Genomic DNA, 14,722 nt, shown 5'->3' with positions numbered 1-14,722 from the left:
TGACGTGGGCGATCAAAAGAACCTGATCCTGGCAATGGTGTTGTCAGTCCTGATCCTGATCGGTTGGGATCACTTCTTCGTGAAACCCCAGGCCGAGGAGCAGCAGAAGGCAGCCGTCGTCGAGCAAACGGACGTGATCCCCACGTCGCCGCATGCCGAAGGCGGGCCCGAATCGCCCTCGCCGCGCACGCAGCCGCGCGAGGCCCTCATCAACGGCGCGCCCCGCGTCGCCATCAGCACGCCGGAGCTGAAGGGCTCGATCTCGCTCAAGGGCGCGCGCATCGATGACCTGGTGCTGACCAAGTACCACGAGACGGTGGACAAGACTTCGCCCAACATCACCCTGTTCTCGCCCGCGGGCGCGGCGCACCCCTACTACGCCGAGTTCGGCTGGACCGCGACCGGCGGCCTTGCGCTGCCCACCAAGGACACGGTGTGGACCGCCGACAACGCGCAGCTCCGCCCCGGCCAGCCGGTCACCCTGTCGTGGGACAACGGCCAGGGCCTCACCTTCCGCCTGCGCTTCGCGGTGGACGAAAACTTCATGTTCACCGTCACCCAGAGCGTCGAGAACAAGGCTGGCGCTCCGGTGGCGCTGAACGGCTATGGCCGCGTCGCCCGCGCCGGCTTGCCCCACGGCAAGAGCTACTACGTGCTGCACGAAGGCCCGCTCGGCGTCTTCAACGGCACGCTTGAGGAAGTAAAGTACAAGGACCTGGTGGAAGACGGCCCGCAGCAGTTCCAGACGACCGGCGGCTGGCTCGGCATCACCGACAAGTACTGGCTCGCCGCCATGGTGCCGGATCAGAAGCTGCCCTTCACCGGCGCGTTCCGCAGCTTCGGCCCGGACAGCTTCCAGGCCGACTACCTCACCGGCGCGATCAACGTCGCCCCCGGCGCGGCCGAGGCCCAGACCATCCGCCTGTTCGCCGGCGCGAAGGAAGTCGCTCTCATCGACCAGTATGAGAAGCAGTACGCCATTCCGCTGTTCGACCGCGCCATCGACTGGGGCTGGTTCTACTTCCTCACCCGTCCGATCTTCGCGGTGCTGGACTGGCTCTATAACCTGGTGGGCAACTTCGGCTTCGCCATCATCGGCCTCACCGTCATCGTGAAGGCGATCATGTTCCCGCTGGCCAACAAGTCCTATGCCAGCATGAACCGCCTGCGCGTGCTCCAGCCCAAGATGAAGGAGCTGCAGGAGCGCTATAAGGACGACAAGCAGCAGCAGCAGCGCGCCATCATGGAGCTGTACCAGAAGGAGAAGGTCAATCCGCTGGGCGGGTGCCTGCCGATCGTTCTGCAGATCCCGGTGTTCTTCGCGCTCTACAAGGTGCTGTTCGTCACCATTGAAATGCGCCACCAGCCCTTCATCCTGTGGATCAAGGATCTCTCCGCGCCCGATCCGCTGACCCCGGTGAACCTGTTCGGCCTCTTGGATTTCACGCCGCCGCCGATGCTGGCCGTGGGCGTGCTGCCGATCATCATGGGCGTGACCATGTACCTCCAGCAGAAGCTGAACCCGCAGCCGGTCGACCCGGTGCAGCAGAAGGTCTTCGGCCTCATGCCGATCATCTTCACCTTCATCCTCGCGCCGTTCGCCGCGGGCCTGGTGCTCTACTGGACCGTCAACAACCTGCTCTCCATCCTGCAGCAGTGGGTGCTCCTCAAGCGCCACGGCAAGCAGGAGGAGGAGAAGGCGCAGGCCAAGGCCGAGAAGCGCAAGGCCAACAAGGCCTGAGGCGCAAGCCCTCAGGCCTCGCCCGACAGACAGGACGCACAATGACCGAGACCACCGCAGACCAGCCGCTGAGCGCGCAGAACGACCCCGAGATGATCGAGGCCGGACGGCGGCTGTTCGCGGGGCCGGTCACCTTCCTGCTCTCCGCCCCCAAGGTGGAGTTCCTGCCGCAGGCCATCTGCCCGGAGATCGCCTTTGCCGGGCGCTCGAATGTGGGCAAGTCGAGCCTCATCAACGCCATCACCAACCGCAACGGCCTGGCGCGCACCTCCAACACGCCGGGGCGCACGCAGGAGCTGAACTTCTTCGACGTCGGCGATCCTGCCGGGCCGCAGCTGCGCCTCGTCGACATGCCCGGCTACGGCTACGCCGAGGCGCCCAAGCCGATGGTCGAGGCCTGGCAGCGGCAGATCCGCACTTACCTGCGCGGCCGTTCGGTGCTGAAGCGGGTGTTCGTGCTGATCGATTCACGCCATGGCGTGAAGGATGCGGACCTGCCGATCATGAAGCTGCTCGACGAGGCCGCCGTCTCCTACCAGCTCATCCTCACCAAGCTGGACAAGCTGAACCAGTACGAGGCCGCCAAGGCCATCGAGAGCGTCGAGGCCGTCGCCCGCAAGCACACCGCCTGCCACCCGGAACTGCTGGCCACCTCCTCCGCCAAGGGTCGGGGCATTGATGAGGTCCGCGCCGTTATCGCCAGCCTGGCGCTGTCGGAGTTCTGAGGCTTTAAGGTTTTGCAGGGGACGCGCAGAGGGTCCGGGCCCTCTGCAAGCAAATTCCCTGAAATTATCTTTCCCCGAATCCGCCCCGCTGTCGCGCCCGCGCAACGCGCGCGGGCGGCAAATCTGCCACGCCTTACGGAACTGCTGGCGTGCGGGACGTTTCGGCGCTATGGCGCACCCAAAGCCGGGAGGCCGTTGGCCGAGGGGCTGGTTGGTATTGTGTGGCGCGTGCCATGCGCCGCGTGCCAGGAGAGCAGCGTTGACGGACAACACCAAGAATCACAGCCCCGATCCGGTGGACCTGGAAAAGGTTGAAACCCTCATCGAGGCCCTGCCCTACCTTCGCAAGTACGCGGGCAAGACCTTCGTGGTGAAGTACGGCGGCCATGCCATGGGCGAATCCCACCTCGCCGCCGCCTTCGCCAAGGATATCGTTCTCCTGAAGAAAGTCGGCATCCACCCGGTGGTGGTGCATGGCGGCGGCCCGCAGATCGGCAAGATGCTGGAACGCCTCGGCATTCGCTCGAATTTCATCGATGGCCTGCGCGTCACCGACGCCGAGACCGCCGCGATCGCCGAGATGGTGCTGGCCGGGTCCATCAACAAGGAAGTGGTGCACCACATCAACCGGGCGGGCGGCACGGCCGTCGGCCTGTCGGGCAAGGATGCCAACCTCGTCACCGCCCGCAAGGTCACCCGCACCAAGCGCGACCCTGATTCGAACATCGAGCGCATCCTCGACCTCGGCTTCGTCGGCGAGCCGGACGTGGTGGACGTAAGCGTCTTGGACATGTTCCGCCAGTCCAACGTCATTCCCGTCATCGCGCCCATCGGCGTCGATGCGGAAGGCAACACCTACAACATCAACGCCGACACCATGGCCGGGGCCATTGCCGGGGCGTTGAAGGCGGCGCGGCTGTTTCTGCTGACCGACGTGCCGGGCGTGCTCGACAAGGAGAAGAACCTCCTGACCGACCTGACGCCCCAGAAGATCGACGGCCTCATCGCCGACGGCACCATTCAGGGCGGCATGATCCCGAAGATCGAGACCTGCATCGATGCGCTGAAGAAGGGCGTGGATGCCGCCGTCATCCTCAACGGCCGGGTGCCCCACTCCATGCTGCTGGAAATCTTCACCCGTCGCGGCGCGGGCACGCTCGTCCGCCGGAGCTAGGGTTTGGAAGGTGGAATTGGGTTTTGCAGGAGGGCCGAGCCCCTCTTGGCAACCTCCCCGTTCGTTAAAAAGGGCCGTGTCCTTCAATCAAGGGCGCGGCCCTTTTCGATCCGGCTCCTGGCAAGAGACTCAGGAAACATAGCCCGCTCAAACGAACTGGGGATGCAGGGGAAGCGAAGCCGCTGGCTGAGCGTGACCCCTGCAAAAAAACCACCCGACTCGCCCTCTACTCAACGTGGCAGTGCACGCGCCGCATGGTGCCGGCGTTCTCCAGCGCGCGGGCCATGCTTGGAGCGGTGCGCGGGTTGAGCGCTTGCGGCGGCGCGGCCTGGCCTGCGGCGCGGCTGACCGTCAGCGCCTTCTCTGCCGCCAGCACGGCGGCGATGGCGTCCGGGTGGGCGGTGAGGATGCGCCCGCGCCGCTCGCTGACGGCGATGTTGATGCCGATGAGCCTGCCCCGGCCGTTGAGCGCCGGGCCGCCGCTGATGCCGGCCAGCGTGCCGCTGAAGGCGGGCAGGCGCTGGCGCTCCGCCCACACCAGCACCGGGCTGCGCTTGCGGGTGCCCACCATCGCTTCCGCCTCGCCCATGTAGCGGCTGACGACGACGGCGCGGTGCCCGCGCGGGAAGCCCATGTGATAGCCGGCATCGCCCGGCTCCGGCAGCTGCCGCGCCAGCGGCAGGGATTGGGGCACATGTGCCGGCAGGTGAATGGCCGCCACATCCGCCTCCGGCAGGCTGTAACCGGGCTCGACCGTGGCGGCATAGAACGGCCCCATGTCGAGCCCCACCTGGTCGCACTGGCTGACCACATGGTTGGCGGTGAGCCACAGCGTGCCGCCGCCCACCTTGAAGGCGGTGCCGAGGGAATTGCCGGGTTCCGGATCGCTCATGCGGAACAGCACGCCGGGCTGGAGGATCTTCGCCTCCCCCGTCCGCCCAGGCCGGCGCGGGGTGGCATCGCCGTCAATCAGCCGTTCGCCGGAAGATCTCAGCCGCCTGATCTGCGTCATCGCCTCGGGGGCGAGGTAGTGCATCACCACCGCCGCCGTGAGAAAGAAGACCATCAGGCGCAGCACGCCGCCAACAATACGACCCAGATACTCGAACATTGCTCATCACACCGCAACTGCGGCGGCCAGCAGCGCGGCCATGGACAGCTTGACGCCGGTCAGCAGCGCCGCCGCCGCCATGTCGCCGCGCGCGATGCGGCGCGGCAGATTGGGTAAAACCACCAGATCAATGATCGTGGCGGTGATGACCTGCACGGTCAGCGTCAGGAGGCCCCACAGCAGGATGTCCCAGGCGTTCACCGCGCCGGCGAGGCAGAAGGCCAGCGGAATGGCGAGGCTGAGGGCCGTTCCGCCCAGCAGCACCGCCGCCGCCGCGTTGCCCGCGCGGATGAGGGCGATTTCCTTGTGCGGGGTGATGGCGATGTAGATGGCCAGCGCCGCCACAAGCACCGCAATGGCCACGCCCAGGTGCAGCAGCAGCACCGGCACGCCCTGAAGCAAACTCTCAACCACGGGCCCCATGATGTGTCCCTCGCATCTGGCCCTCACGCCCGGCGCCGCCCCGTGCCTGCAGCAGCTCTCGCGCAGGACGGCGCGTCCTGCGGCGCGGAAGCTGCGGCCAGCAAGGGGCTTAGAGCCGCGATCCAACGCGATCCAAGCAGATCGTGGCTCTAGAACGCGCGAAGCCGCCCTCCTGTCCCTGCGCGCCTGGGATGGCTGGCGTCCTGCGCGAAACCAGAGCCGCCCTAGGCGGCGTGGAAGCTGTCGAGAATCTCGGCCATCTGGGTGGCGGGAAGCGGATAGAGGCCGCCCCGCGTCTGGGTGAGGCGCTCGGTCTCGGGGATTTTGGCCACCAGCTGCTGCATTCCCTCCGCCGTGGTGGCGGAAAGCTGCGCTGCCCAGCACAGGGCCATCACCGCCTGGGCCGAGCCGCTGGCCATGATGCGCTGGGCCGTCGGGATTCCCACCTCGGCGGCAAGGCCGATCACCGCCGTCACCAGCCCAAGCTTGCCCTCCACCACCATGCGGCGCACCCAGGCATCGCCAAAGCGCCCGGCATGGAGCACCGCCGCAGCCTGCACCGCCGTGTCGTCCGCTTCCGTAAGCGCCCCGGCGTGGTCCAGCCGCCGCTGCACGCGGGAGAGAAGGTCGCTGGCAACCGAAGGCTCCACCCCATGGCGGGCGATCATCTGCTCCACCAGCGCGGCAGCGACGAACCCGGCGATGCGCCGCATCGCCGGCACCGGCAGCTCCGTCCGCAGCGCCAGCGGCTGATGCCAGGTCTCCTGCTCGGGCGCGGCGTCCAGAATGGCGTCCAGCGTATCCTCGCGGATCTGGGCGTTGGGGTTGGCGAGCAAAGCCGCCACCGCCGCGGCGTCGGCCGATTGCACGATGGCGTGGGACAGGCGCTCGCTCACCTGCGGCCGGCCGGCGATGGCCGCCCGCGCGCCCGGCGCCGGGCAGGTGGCCACGATGGCCAGCAGGTCCTCTTCCGTCAGCACCGGCGAGCAGGCCAGCATCGGGCCGCTCACCGCGAGTTCCACGTCCTGCGCCAGCTTGAGCGCCACATGGTGGGGCACATGGGCGCTGGACTTGATCTCCTCGGCCAGAATCATCCGCACGCGCGGAGCCTGGTCGTGCGCCAGCGCCTCCAGCACGGCCGTCACATGCTCCTGCGCCCGGCGGTTGTCGGCCTGGCTCGCTTCCGGCAGCAGGTGGGCCACCTTGCGGGCCAGCTGAACGCGCACGGCGTCGGTCCGGTCGCGGGCCAGCAGCCGGTTGGCGAGGTGGGGCGCGGCCCTGTTGGCGGCCACCGTTGCCCGCACCTGCGGGCTGCCTCGCTCCGCAAGGTAGTAGAGCACTTCCGGCGGCGTCGAGGCATCGGCGGCCAGCCGCTCGCGCGCCGCCTCGTCTCCCTCGGTCAGGATGCGGATGGAGCGGCGCGTCGCCGTTGGTTGTTCCTGCGCCGGCTCGATTGCGGCGGAAATGCCCTTGAAGGGAGGCTTTCTCATCCGCCCTCCCCTTGCGCTGCGGCATAGCCGCCCCGGCCCTTGCCCTTGACCGTATAGAGCGCGCTATCGGCGCGCAGCATCAGGGCATGGAGCGACTCCTGCGCCCCGCAGCTGGCGGCAAAGCCCACCGAAGCGCTGATCTGCGTCGCGCCCACGGCCTGGCGAATCCCGTCCATGCCGTCCATCACGGCGCGCGCCGTCGTCTCCCCCCGGAAAGGCTTGCCCCCTCCAACCACAGGACGAACTCGTCGCCGCCGAAGCGGGCCACCACATCCTGCGGCCCGCTCAGCTTGCGAAGCAGCTGGGCGACCTCGCACAGGGCCGTATCGCCCGCCGCATGGCCGCCGGTGTCGTTGAGCTGCTTGAAATGGTCGAGGTCGATGAGCATGAGCACGCCCCCGCCCTCGCCGAGCCCCCCGAGGCGGTGAGCCATCACCTCCTCGAAGGCGCGGCGGTTGAGAAGGCCGGTCAGCCCATCGGTGCGCGCCAGCCGCTCCAGCGCCCGCAAATGGTTGGCCTGGGCGATGGCCATGGCCACGTGCGCCGCCACCTGCCCGAGAAGAACCGAATCCTCCCGGCCCCAGCCGGCGCTGCGCCGCTCCACCTCCAGCACGCCCACCTTCTCGCCCTGGAACCGGCAATCCGCGCGCAGCCGCTGCACGCTGCCCTGCCGGCTGCGCGCCGGGTTCACGTCCTCCACCGTCTCCTGCTCATAGCGGATGCGGCAGACATCCGCCTCGAACGCGGCGCGGGTCACTCTGGAGGCATTCTCCAGCATGGCGGCGGGGTCGGTGCCGGTGTGAATGCCGTCCAGCACCTGGCGCAGCAGCCGGTCGCGCTTGCGCGCCTCCTCCAGCATGCGCTCGGCGCGGCGCTCCTCCGTCACGTTGCGGGCAATGCCCCGCGCCCCGACCCACTGGGCGCCGTTCATGATGGGCACCGCCGCCACCGACAGGCAGACCGTGCGGCCAAGCGGGGTGCGAATGTTCACGTCGCGCAGCGGCATGGGACTGCGCGCCAGGAAGCAGGCGGCTGCCTCCTCGCCCAGGTCGCTGACGCGCCGTCCGGTGAGATCCCATGCGGCAAGGCCGGCCGAGGGCACGCCGCCGCTCACGTAGGCGAAGCGCCCTTCCGCATCGACCACCCAGGCGAAATCCCCCACCGCTTCGGTGAGGCTCTTGAACATGGCGCGGGATTCGCGCAGCGCCTCGATGAGCTGGTCCTTGACCGTGGTTTCCACCGCCTGGAACCACACGGCCCGCCGCCCGTCATCCACGCCGATGACGCGGGCCCGCACGACGAAGTAGCGCCGGGGCTCGCCGCCGATGGTCACCTGCGCCTGCGTCGACCGGCCGGTCGACAGCGCCTCGGCCGCCGCACGGTCCAGCTGCGTCCGCGCCGCCGGGTCGCCCAGCAGCAGCGAGGCGCCATCGTTCCGCATCAGGAGATGCCCGCCGCCATCGATCGCCCACGACGGCCCCAGCGGATCGTCCACCAGCGCCACCAATGCCGCCAGCGGCAGCACCGCGACGGGCCCACTGGACGAAGGGTCAGGGTGGGATACGACGATGGAGGCCGTTTCGAACATGAATCGCTTTTTAATGGGATGCTATTAACAGGTCGCTAAACCGCTGGGCGAAGACGCGCACTTAACAGGCCGCGCCCCCGCTGCTAAACGGGCGGCATTGCGGCGCGCGCCCCTGAGGGCGGCTCCGCGGGCGGGTTCGTCGAAGGCGGCGCGGCCGGCAGGAACAGAGGAATGAAGGACGCAAGATCATGACGGCCGCCCCCAGTCCCGATATCCCGAACCCCGCTTTCCGGCAGAGCGCCGAGCCTGCGGCGGGCCTGGCCCCTGCCCGCACCGTTAACTGGGCCCATATCGATACCTGGGTGTTCGATCTGGACAATACCCTCTACCACCCGCGCGCCAACCTCTTCGCCCAGATCGACCAGCGCATGACCGCCTTCATCATGCAGCTTTTGTCGCTGGATTTCGCTGCCGCGCGGACCCTGCAGAAGAGCTATTTCCTCGATTACGGCACCACCCTGCGCGGCCTGATGCACCATCATGCCATCGAGCCCCGCGCCTTCCTCGATTTCGTGCACGATATCGACCTGGGCGTCGTCGCTGCCGACCTCGCGCTTGCCCGCGCGCTGGAGGCGCTTCCCGGCCGCAAGCTCATCTTCACCAATGCGGATGCCGCCTATGCCGGGCGGGTGCTGGCAAGGCTGGGCATTGGCGGCCACTTCGAGGCCATCCACGACATCGTGGCGACCGATTTCATTCCCAAGCCGGAGGAGGCCGCCTACGACCAGCTGCTCTCCGTCCATGGCGTTGATCCGCGCCGCGCCGTGTTCGTGGAGGACATGGCCCGCAACCTTGCCCCCGCCAAGGCGCGGGGCATGGCGACGGTGTGGGTCAACAACGGCTCGGAGAAGGGCGGCTTCAACGCCAGCCCCGATTTCATCGACCTGGAGATCACCGACGTTGCGGCCTGGTTGTCCGGCATCGGGCTGGCGACAGCCGCCGCAGCCGCCACCGCCTGCCCGGCGCTCTGATCCGCCCCTTTTCAACAGGAGACTTTCCCCGTGAGTGACATTCAATCCATCATCGACGCCGCCTGGGAGGACCGGGCCAACGTGAGCGCCGCCACGAAGGGCGAGGTGCGCGACGCCGTGGAGACGGCGCTCAGCGACCTGGATTCGGGCAAGCGCCGCGTCGTCGAGAAGGTGGACGGGCAGTGGGTCGTCAACCAGTGGCTGAAGAAGGCGGTGCTGCTCTCCTTCCGCCTCAACGACATGGCGCTGATCCCCGGCGGTCCGGGCGGCGATGCGTCGTGGTGGGACAAGGTGCCCTCCAAGTTCGCCGGCTGGGGCGAGGCCCAGTTCAAGGCCGCCGGTTTCCGCGCCGTGCCCGGCTCCATCGTCCGCCGCGGCGCGCACATCGCGCCGGGCGTGGTGCTGATGCCGAGCTTCGTGAACCTCGGCGCCTATGTGGGCGAAGGCACGATGGTCGACACCTGGGCGACCGTCGGCTCCTGCGCCCAGATCGGGAAGAACGTGCACCTCTCGGGCGGCGTCGGCATCGGCGGCGTTCTGGAGCCGCTGCAGGCCAACCCGGTCATCATCGAGGACAACTGCTTCATCGGCGCGCGCGCGGAAGTGGCCGAGGGCGTGATCGTGGAGGAAGGCTCCGTGCTCTCCATGGGCGTGTATCTGGGCGCATCCACCAAGATCATCGACCGGGCGACCGGCGAGGTGTTCACCGGCCGCGTTCCGGCCTATTCGGTGGTGGTGCCGGGCACCCTGCCGGGCAAGCCGCTGCCTGACGGCACCACCGGCCCCGGCCTTTACTGCGCTGTCATCGTGAAGCGCGTCGACGCCCAAACCCGCTCCAAGACCAGCATCAACGAGCTGCTGCGCGACTAGAGCGCAGCTTCACCTGCGTTGAACAGGAAAGCCCGCCGGCGCACGCCACCAGCGGGCTTTTTCTTTTGATTTTGCAGGAAGTCCGGGCCAAGCCCTGGAAAGAGAGCCCGAATAATTCAAGGGCACAACCGCGCCATCCCAAAGGACCGCCCCGTCTACGACCACAGATCTCTGGTGGCCAGCGACAGCATTTCTATAATCAAAACAATGAAGAACAGACTAAAAATACATTGGGATTAAAAAAGCGAAACCCCCGGAGGGCCGAAGCTGTCCGGGGGCTCTGTCCAGTCCGGCATTATTTCAGACCGGCACACAAGAATAAAATAGAATTTCCATGCCGATCCGTCAAGACAGGCCGCCGTCTCCCCTGCCGCTGAACCTCCTGCTGGCCCTTAACAGGACAGTCTCGCAAGACCGCTGGCGCACCTATCTGATCGCGGGTGGCTTTGACGAGCATCTGGCGCATCGGCTTTATCTCTGGAACGTCGCCGTCGGGCAGAGCTTCCATTATCCCCTGCAAAGCGTGGAGGTTGCGCTACGCAATGTCATCCACAACGCGCTGAGCGCAGACTACGGCCCGGAATGGTGCTCCAGCCGGGACTGCGGCAGGATGCTCGGCCAAGGCGCCGTTCTGGCCATCGAAAAGACAGCGCGCTTACATCAGAGCAAATACGGGCACCGGCCAAACACCACGCAGGTCGTCGCCTCCCTGTCGCTGGGCTTTTGGGTGAAACTGCTCCGCGAGCGTTATCATGGCCCGCTCTGGGTGCGCCATGCAGCCCATGCCTTTCCGCACCTGTCGCAAACCGTGGCCTTCACGACGCTGAGCGATACAAGCACCCGAATCAAGGAGTTCCGCAACCGCGTGTTTCACCACGAACCCCTGATCCGCCACGATCTGACGAAGGAATACTCCCGCATCCTGCAACTGCTGGGCTGGATCTGCCCGGAAACGCGGGACTGGATGCGGCGGCACGCCTCCGTGCCGCGCGTCATCCGCGAGCGCCCGCGCTGAGGGCAAGCCCACTGGGAAAGCGCAATCGCCTCATCCGCTCCGCTTGGGATACGGCGTGCCGTCCTTCCGGCAGAAGCCGCCGCGCGCGGGGTCCAGGTGCAGGTCCACGTCCGGGTAGTGGCATATGCCATCGGCGCTGCGGGTGCCGACTTCCAGATAGATGGCCGGCGCGTCGCTGCGGTTGATCATGTGATGGCCGTTGGCCACGCCCTTGGGAAAGGCGGCGCAGTCGCCAGCCTGCAGCACCGTCTCGCCCTCGTTCGTCACCAGCACCAGTTCGCCCGCCAGCACATAGACGAACTCGTCCTCCGCCTCGTGCCAGTGGCGCTGGCTCGACCAGCCATCCGGCGGCAGCTCGACCAGGTTGACGCCGAAATCGCTGAGGCCGCCCGCATCCCCCAGCTGCCACTTGGCCCGCCCCGCCGCCAGTTCGTGAAACGGCGCGGGATAGCCGGAGCCTTCCCGCATCGGCGCGCGCGCCAGATCGATCTTCGCCATAGGTTTCCGTCCCTTCTCGCCTTCCGGGTCCCTCCTGCCGGGCAACCATCCGCCGTCCCGCCGGCCTCCCGGCCCGCGGTCCGGCGCATGGCCGGAAGTATTACGCAGCTTCTGCTACAACCCGGCCCAAGGCAACGGACAAGATCATCGGATGCGGCGGACAGCCATCTCCTCCGGTTGGCCGGGGTCTGCCGCCATCCGCCGCGTGTCCCGTCCGCTCTGGCCTCCGGCGTTTTCACAAGCGCACCTCAGCCTTTGACGCGGGCACGCCGCGCCGTTACCACTTGATTCCACTATGTCTCAGTGTGCCCCGTCCCTCGACCCCGTCGCTCTCGCCCAGGAGCTGATTCGCTGTCCCTCCGTCACGCCCGCCGATGCGGGCGCGCTCGATATTGTCGAGCGGGAGCTGAAATCCCTCGGCTTCGCCACCTGGCGGCTGCCGTTCGGCGAAGCCCCCGATGGCCCGGTCGACAACCTCTACGCCCGCATCGGCACGGGCAGCCCCCACTTCTGCTTCGCCGGCCATACGGACGTGGTGCCTGCGGGCGACGGCAACGGCTGGACGGTCGACCCCTTCGCCGGCACCATCGACCAGGGCTTCCTCATCGGCCGCGGCGCGGCGGACATGAAGGGCGGCATCGCCGCCTTCCTGGTGGCGCTGCGCCGGCATCTGGCGGCGGCGCAAGGCTCAGGCGGCCTCAAGGGCTCCATTTCCCTGCTCATCACCGGGGACGAGGAGGGCCCGGCCCGTCACGGCACCAATGAGGTGCTGGACTGGATGGAGGCCAATGGCCAGCGGCCCGACCACTGCCTGGTGGGCGAGCCCACCAGCGCCCGCACGCTTGGCGACATGGTGAAGGTGGGGCGGCGCGGCAGCCTCAACGCCACCATCACCGTGCACGGCATTCAGGGCCATGTGGCCTACCCGCACCGGGCCGATAACCCCATCACCCGCCTCGTGCGGATTCTCGATCGGGTGAAGGCCGAACCGCTCGACAGCGGGACGGAGTTCTTCGATCCCTCCAACCTGGAAGTCACCAATCTCGATGTGGGCAACCCCACCGAGAATCTCATTCCAGCCAGGGCCACCGCCCGCCTCAACATCCGCTTCAACGACCGGCACACCGGCCAATCCCTTTCCGACTGGCTGCGCGCCATCGTCGCCGAGGAAGCGCCCCGGCACGACATCGCCATCCGCGTCTCGGGCGAAAGCTTCTTCACCGGCCCCGGCCTGCTGACGGACCTCACCGTCGCGGCCATCCGGCAGCACGCCGGCCTCTCGCCCGATCTCTCCACCACCGGCGGCACGTCGGACGCCCGCTTCATCCGCCGCCTCTGCCCGGTCATCGAGTTCGGCCTGGTGGGCGAATCCATGCACAAGGCGGATGAAAAGGTGCCGGTTGAAGACCTGAGGCGCCTTACCGACATCTACGAGACTCTTCTCGACCGCTACTTCGCCCAGGAATCACCGCAGAAGGCCCCGACTCCGTGAGCAGCGTGTACCAGGCTGTCGCCCAGCCGCTTCTTGGCATTGCCGAGCTTTGCCGTTTCCGCCGCGCGGGGCTCGCGCGGTTCGAATACAACTGGCACGGCTTCTGGCAGTCGTGGTCTGCCCTGCCGTTCGCTGCCGCGCCCTTTGCCGTTAACGCCCACATGCTCTCCCTCCTGGCCACGGGCCGGGGAGCGCACGCCATCAGCCTGTCCCAGTCCATCCTCGTCTTCGCGGCGGGGTGGCTGGCCTATGTGGCGCTGTTCCTTGTCGTCGCCCGCTTCCTGCTGCTTCACCGCGGCACGCTGGCAACGCTTTTGGTGCTGAACTGGCTGCGCCTGTTCAAGCAGCTGGTCACCCTGCCGTTGCTGGCGCTGGCCGCGGGCGGGGTGCTGTCGTCCGGCTTCCTCGCCGTCCTCTACCTCGCCCTTGGCGTGTATCTGATAAGCGTCGAGATCTTCATTCTCCGCCAGGCGCTTGGCGCCACGCTGGCGCAGGCCATCGGCTTTGTCGTCCTCGACGAGCTGACGAGCCGGCTTCTGGTGCACGGTTTCCAGCTGCTGCTGCGATGAGCTGACCCGCAAGGCCGCCGTGACGCGCCGGCTTCGTGCAGGGTCTCGGGAACGTTCAGCGGGGATACAGTCTTATTGGGGTATCGGACGAGCACCTGCGCCGCTTCCGGCAAAAGCGCTTTGGCTGCCAGCATTAAGGCGGTATTTAATCAAAAGCGTTTATCCAGGACGGCGCCTCGACAAAGAGGAGCCCCGGCTCGCGCCGAACGGTTCAAGGCACACTCTCGGAAAGGAAAGCCCCATGTTCCGTCATGCCCTGATGGCGCTGACCGCCACCGTCGTCACCGTCGCCGCCGCCCCTGCCATGTCCCAATCCGCCGAGGAAAAGGGCAAGGCCATCGCCGTGGAGGCGGACAAGCGCGACACCGGCTGGGTGGACAGCCGCGCTTCTCTCAGGATGATTCTCGGCACCAGGGAAGGCCAGCAGCGTGCCGTGCGCGAGCTGGATTCCATGGCGCTGGAGCGCACGCCGGGCACCGATGGCGACAAGAGCCTCATCGTTTTCCGCGCGCCCAAGGACGTGCAGAACACCGCGCTGCTCACCTACAACCACATCCACGGCAACGACGATCAGTGGATCTACCTGCCCGCGCTGAAGCGGGTGAAGCGCATCGCCTCGGCCAACCGCTCGGGCCCGTTCATGGGCTCGGAGTTCTCCTATGAGGACTTCACCGCCGCCGAAATCGAGAAGTTCACCTACAAGTGGTTGAAGGACGAGCCCTGCGGCCAGCTCACCTGCCATGTGGTCGAGCGCGTGCCGACCTATGAGAACTCCGGCTACTCCCGCCAGATCGCCTGGTTCGACACGCAGGAGCTGCGGGTCCAGCGGGTGGACTACTACGACCGGCGCGGCAAGCTGCTGAAGACGCTCACCTCGTCCGCCTGGAAGAAGTACAACGACAAGTTCTGGCGGTCCCACGACATGAACATGGTCAATCACCAGACCGGCAAGACCACCCGGCTGGTATGGGGCCCGTTCCGCATGAACACCGGCATCAACCCCGCCGTGTTCGATCCCTCGGCCCTCTCCCGCCAGTAAGGCGGTCAGGGGCGAG

General features: G+C 67.3%; 15 protein-coding genes. 9 read left to right on the top strand and 6 right to left on the bottom strand.

All coding sequences use genetic code 11. The annotated features are described in order from the left end of the window. Nucleotides 1–4: 4 nt before the first annotated feature. The 3 genes from yidC (at nt 5) to argB (ending at nt 3,640) form a co-directional block, all read left to right on the top strand. On the top strand, nt 5–1,741 hold the full coding sequence (gene yidC / locus L0C21_RS02745) for a membrane protein insertase YidC (RefSeq protein WP_259276905.1): 1,737 nt from the start codon (nt 5–7) through the stop codon (nt 1,739–1,741). 41 nt (nt 1,742–1,782) lie between these two features. Further along, complete coding sequence (yihA, locus tag L0C21_RS02740) at nt 1,783–2,466, top strand: ribosome biogenesis GTP-binding protein YihA/YsxC (protein WP_259276904.1); 684 nt, start codon at nt 1,783–1,785, stop codon at nt 2,464–2,466. Nucleotides 2,467–2,725: 259 nt separating this feature from the next. After that, nucleotides 2,726–3,640 (top strand): acetylglutamate kinase, encoded by a 915-nt coding sequence (argB, locus tag L0C21_RS02735; protein WP_259276903.1) that lies wholly within the window; start codon nt 2,726–2,728, stop codon nt 3,638–3,640. A gap of 226 nt (nt 3,641–3,866) precedes the next feature. On the opposite strand, the gene L0C21_RS02730 is transcribed toward argB, so the two are convergent. From L0C21_RS02730 to L0C21_RS02710, 5 genes are all read right to left on the bottom strand, one after another. Beyond that, a complete protein-coding gene (locus L0C21_RS02730) occupies nt 3,867–4,751 on the bottom strand; it encodes a S1 family peptidase (RefSeq protein WP_259276902.1) in 885 nt (294 codons plus the stop codon). Between the two features lie 6 nt (nt 4,752–4,757). Beyond that, nucleotides 4,758–5,174, bottom strand: a complete 417-nt coding sequence (locus tag L0C21_RS02725; protein WP_259276901.1) for a DUF350 domain-containing protein — start codon at nt 5,172–5,174, stop codon at nt 4,758–4,760. Between the two features lie 224 nt (nt 5,175–5,398). Beyond that, on the bottom strand, nt 5,399–6,664 hold the full coding sequence (locus L0C21_RS02720) for a DUF2336 domain-containing protein (RefSeq protein WP_259276900.1): 1,266 nt from the start codon (nt 6,662–6,664) through the stop codon (nt 5,399–5,401). Continuing rightward, nucleotides 6,661–6,840, bottom strand: coding sequence for a nucleotidyl cyclase domain-containing protein (locus tag L0C21_RS02715; RefSeq protein WP_259276899.1), 180 nt, complete (start codon nt 6,838–6,840; stop codon nt 6,661–6,663). The genes L0C21_RS02720 and L0C21_RS02715 overlap by 4 nt, the downstream gene beginning before the upstream one ends. An 8-nt stretch (nt 6,841–6,848) precedes the next feature. Continuing rightward, nucleotides 6,849–8,252, bottom strand: coding sequence for a sensor domain-containing diguanylate cyclase (locus L0C21_RS02710; RefSeq protein ID WP_259276898.1), 1,404 nt, complete (start codon nt 8,250–8,252; stop codon nt 6,849–6,851). Nucleotides 8,253–8,440: 188 nt separating this feature from the next. On the opposite strand from L0C21_RS02710, the gene L0C21_RS02705 reads away from it, so the two are divergent. The 3 genes from L0C21_RS02705 (at nt 8,441) to L0C21_RS02695 (ending at nt 11,108) form a co-directional block, all read left to right on the top strand. Continuing rightward, nucleotides 8,441–9,223, top strand: coding sequence for a pyrimidine 5'-nucleotidase (locus tag L0C21_RS02705; protein ID WP_259276897.1), 783 nt, complete (start codon nt 8,441–8,443; stop codon nt 9,221–9,223). A gap of 30 nt (nt 9,224–9,253) precedes the next feature. Continuing rightward, on the top strand, nt 9,254–10,093 hold the full coding sequence (dapD, locus tag L0C21_RS02700; protein WP_259276896.1) for a 2,3,4,5-tetrahydropyridine-2,6-dicarboxylate N-succinyltransferase: 840 nt from the start codon (nt 9,254–9,256) through the stop codon (nt 10,091–10,093). 334 nt (nt 10,094–10,427) lie between these two features. Continuing rightward, nucleotides 10,428–11,108 carry a hypothetical protein gene (locus L0C21_RS02695; protein WP_259276895.1) on the top strand — a complete coding sequence of 227 codons (681 nt, stop codon included), beginning with the start codon at nt 10,428–10,430 and terminating at the stop codon, nt 11,106–11,108. A gap of 30 nt (nt 11,109–11,138) precedes the next feature. On the opposite strand, the gene L0C21_RS02690 is transcribed toward L0C21_RS02695, so the two are convergent. After that, the gene (locus L0C21_RS02690; RefSeq protein ID WP_259276894.1) at nt 11,139–11,606 is read right to left on the bottom strand and encodes a cupin domain-containing protein; all 468 of its coding nucleotides are present in this window, start codon (nt 11,604–11,606) and stop codon (nt 11,139–11,141) included. A gap of 295 nt (nt 11,607–11,901) precedes the next feature. On the opposite strand from L0C21_RS02690, the gene dapE reads away from it, so the two are divergent. The 3 genes from dapE to L0C21_RS02675 all read left to right on the top strand — a co-directional run bounded on the left by dapE (nt 11,902) and on the right by L0C21_RS02675 (nt 14,706). Next, on the top strand, nt 11,902–13,098 hold the full coding sequence (gene dapE, locus L0C21_RS02685) for a succinyl-diaminopimelate desuccinylase (protein WP_259276893.1): 1,197 nt from the start codon (nt 11,902–11,904) through the stop codon (nt 13,096–13,098). Further along, complete coding sequence (locus L0C21_RS02680) at nt 13,095–13,667, top strand: hypothetical protein (protein ID WP_259276892.1); 573 nt, start codon at nt 13,095–13,097, stop codon at nt 13,665–13,667. Before dapE ends, L0C21_RS02680 begins: the two co-directional genes overlap by 4 nt. Before the next feature lie 241 nt (nt 13,668–13,908). Continuing rightward, a complete protein-coding gene (locus L0C21_RS02675; protein ID WP_259276891.1) occupies nt 13,909–14,706 on the top strand; it encodes an outer membrane lipoprotein-sorting protein in 798 nt (265 codons plus the stop codon). The last annotated feature ends 16 nt before the right edge of the window (nt 14,707–14,722 follow it).

Origin of the sequence: Pedomonas mirosovicensis (assembly GCF_022569295.1) — a bacterium.
In the GTDB taxonomy this organism is placed as follows: domain Bacteria; phylum Pseudomonadota; class Alphaproteobacteria; order Sphingomonadales; family Sphingomonadaceae; genus Pedomonas; species Pedomonas mirosovicensis.
Note: the sequence above shows the minus strand (reverse complement) of the source record. Positions and strands in the feature narration are given on the sequence as shown.

Bases quoted from the DNA above. Each gene is read 5' to 3' on its own strand.
- L0C21_RS02695 (WP_259276895.1), top strand. From the start codon at position 10,428: ATGCCGATCCGTCAAGACAGGCCGCCGTCTCCCCTGCCGCTGAACCTC.
- L0C21_RS02675 (WP_259276891.1), top strand. From the start codon at position 13,909: ATGTTCCGTCATGCCCTGATGGCGCTGACCGCCACCGTCGTCACCGTC.
- L0C21_RS02715 (WP_259276899.1), bottom strand. From the start codon at position 6,840: ATGGACGGGATTCGCCAGGCCGTGGGCGCGACGCAGATCAGCGCTTCG.
- L0C21_RS02690 (WP_259276894.1), bottom strand. From the start codon at position 11,606: ATGGCGAAGATCGATCTGGCGCGCGCGCCGATGCGGGAAGGCTCCGGC.
- L0C21_RS02710 (WP_259276898.1), bottom strand. From the start codon at position 8,252: ATGTTCGAAACGGCCTCCATCGTCGTATCCCACCCTGACCCTTCGTCC.
- dapE (WP_259276893.1), top strand. From the start codon at position 11,902: ATGTCTCAGTGTGCCCCGTCCCTCGACCCCGTCGCTCTCGCCCAGGAG.
- yihA (WP_259276904.1), top strand. From the start codon at position 1,783: ATGACCGAGACCACCGCAGACCAGCCGCTGAGCGCGCAGAACGACCCC.
- L0C21_RS02705 (WP_259276897.1), top strand. From the start codon at position 8,441: ATGACGGCCGCCCCCAGTCCCGATATCCCGAACCCCGCTTTCCGGCAG.
- L0C21_RS02720 (WP_259276900.1), bottom strand. From the start codon at position 6,664: ATGAGAAAGCCTCCCTTCAAGGGCATTTCCGCCGCAATCGAGCCGGCG.
- L0C21_RS02725 (WP_259276901.1), bottom strand. From the start codon at position 5,174: ATGGGGCCCGTGGTTGAGAGTTTGCTTCAGGGCGTGCCGGTGCTGCTG.
- L0C21_RS02730 (WP_259276902.1), bottom strand. From the start codon at position 4,751: ATGTTCGAGTATCTGGGTCGTATTGTTGGCGGCGTGCTGCGCCTGATG.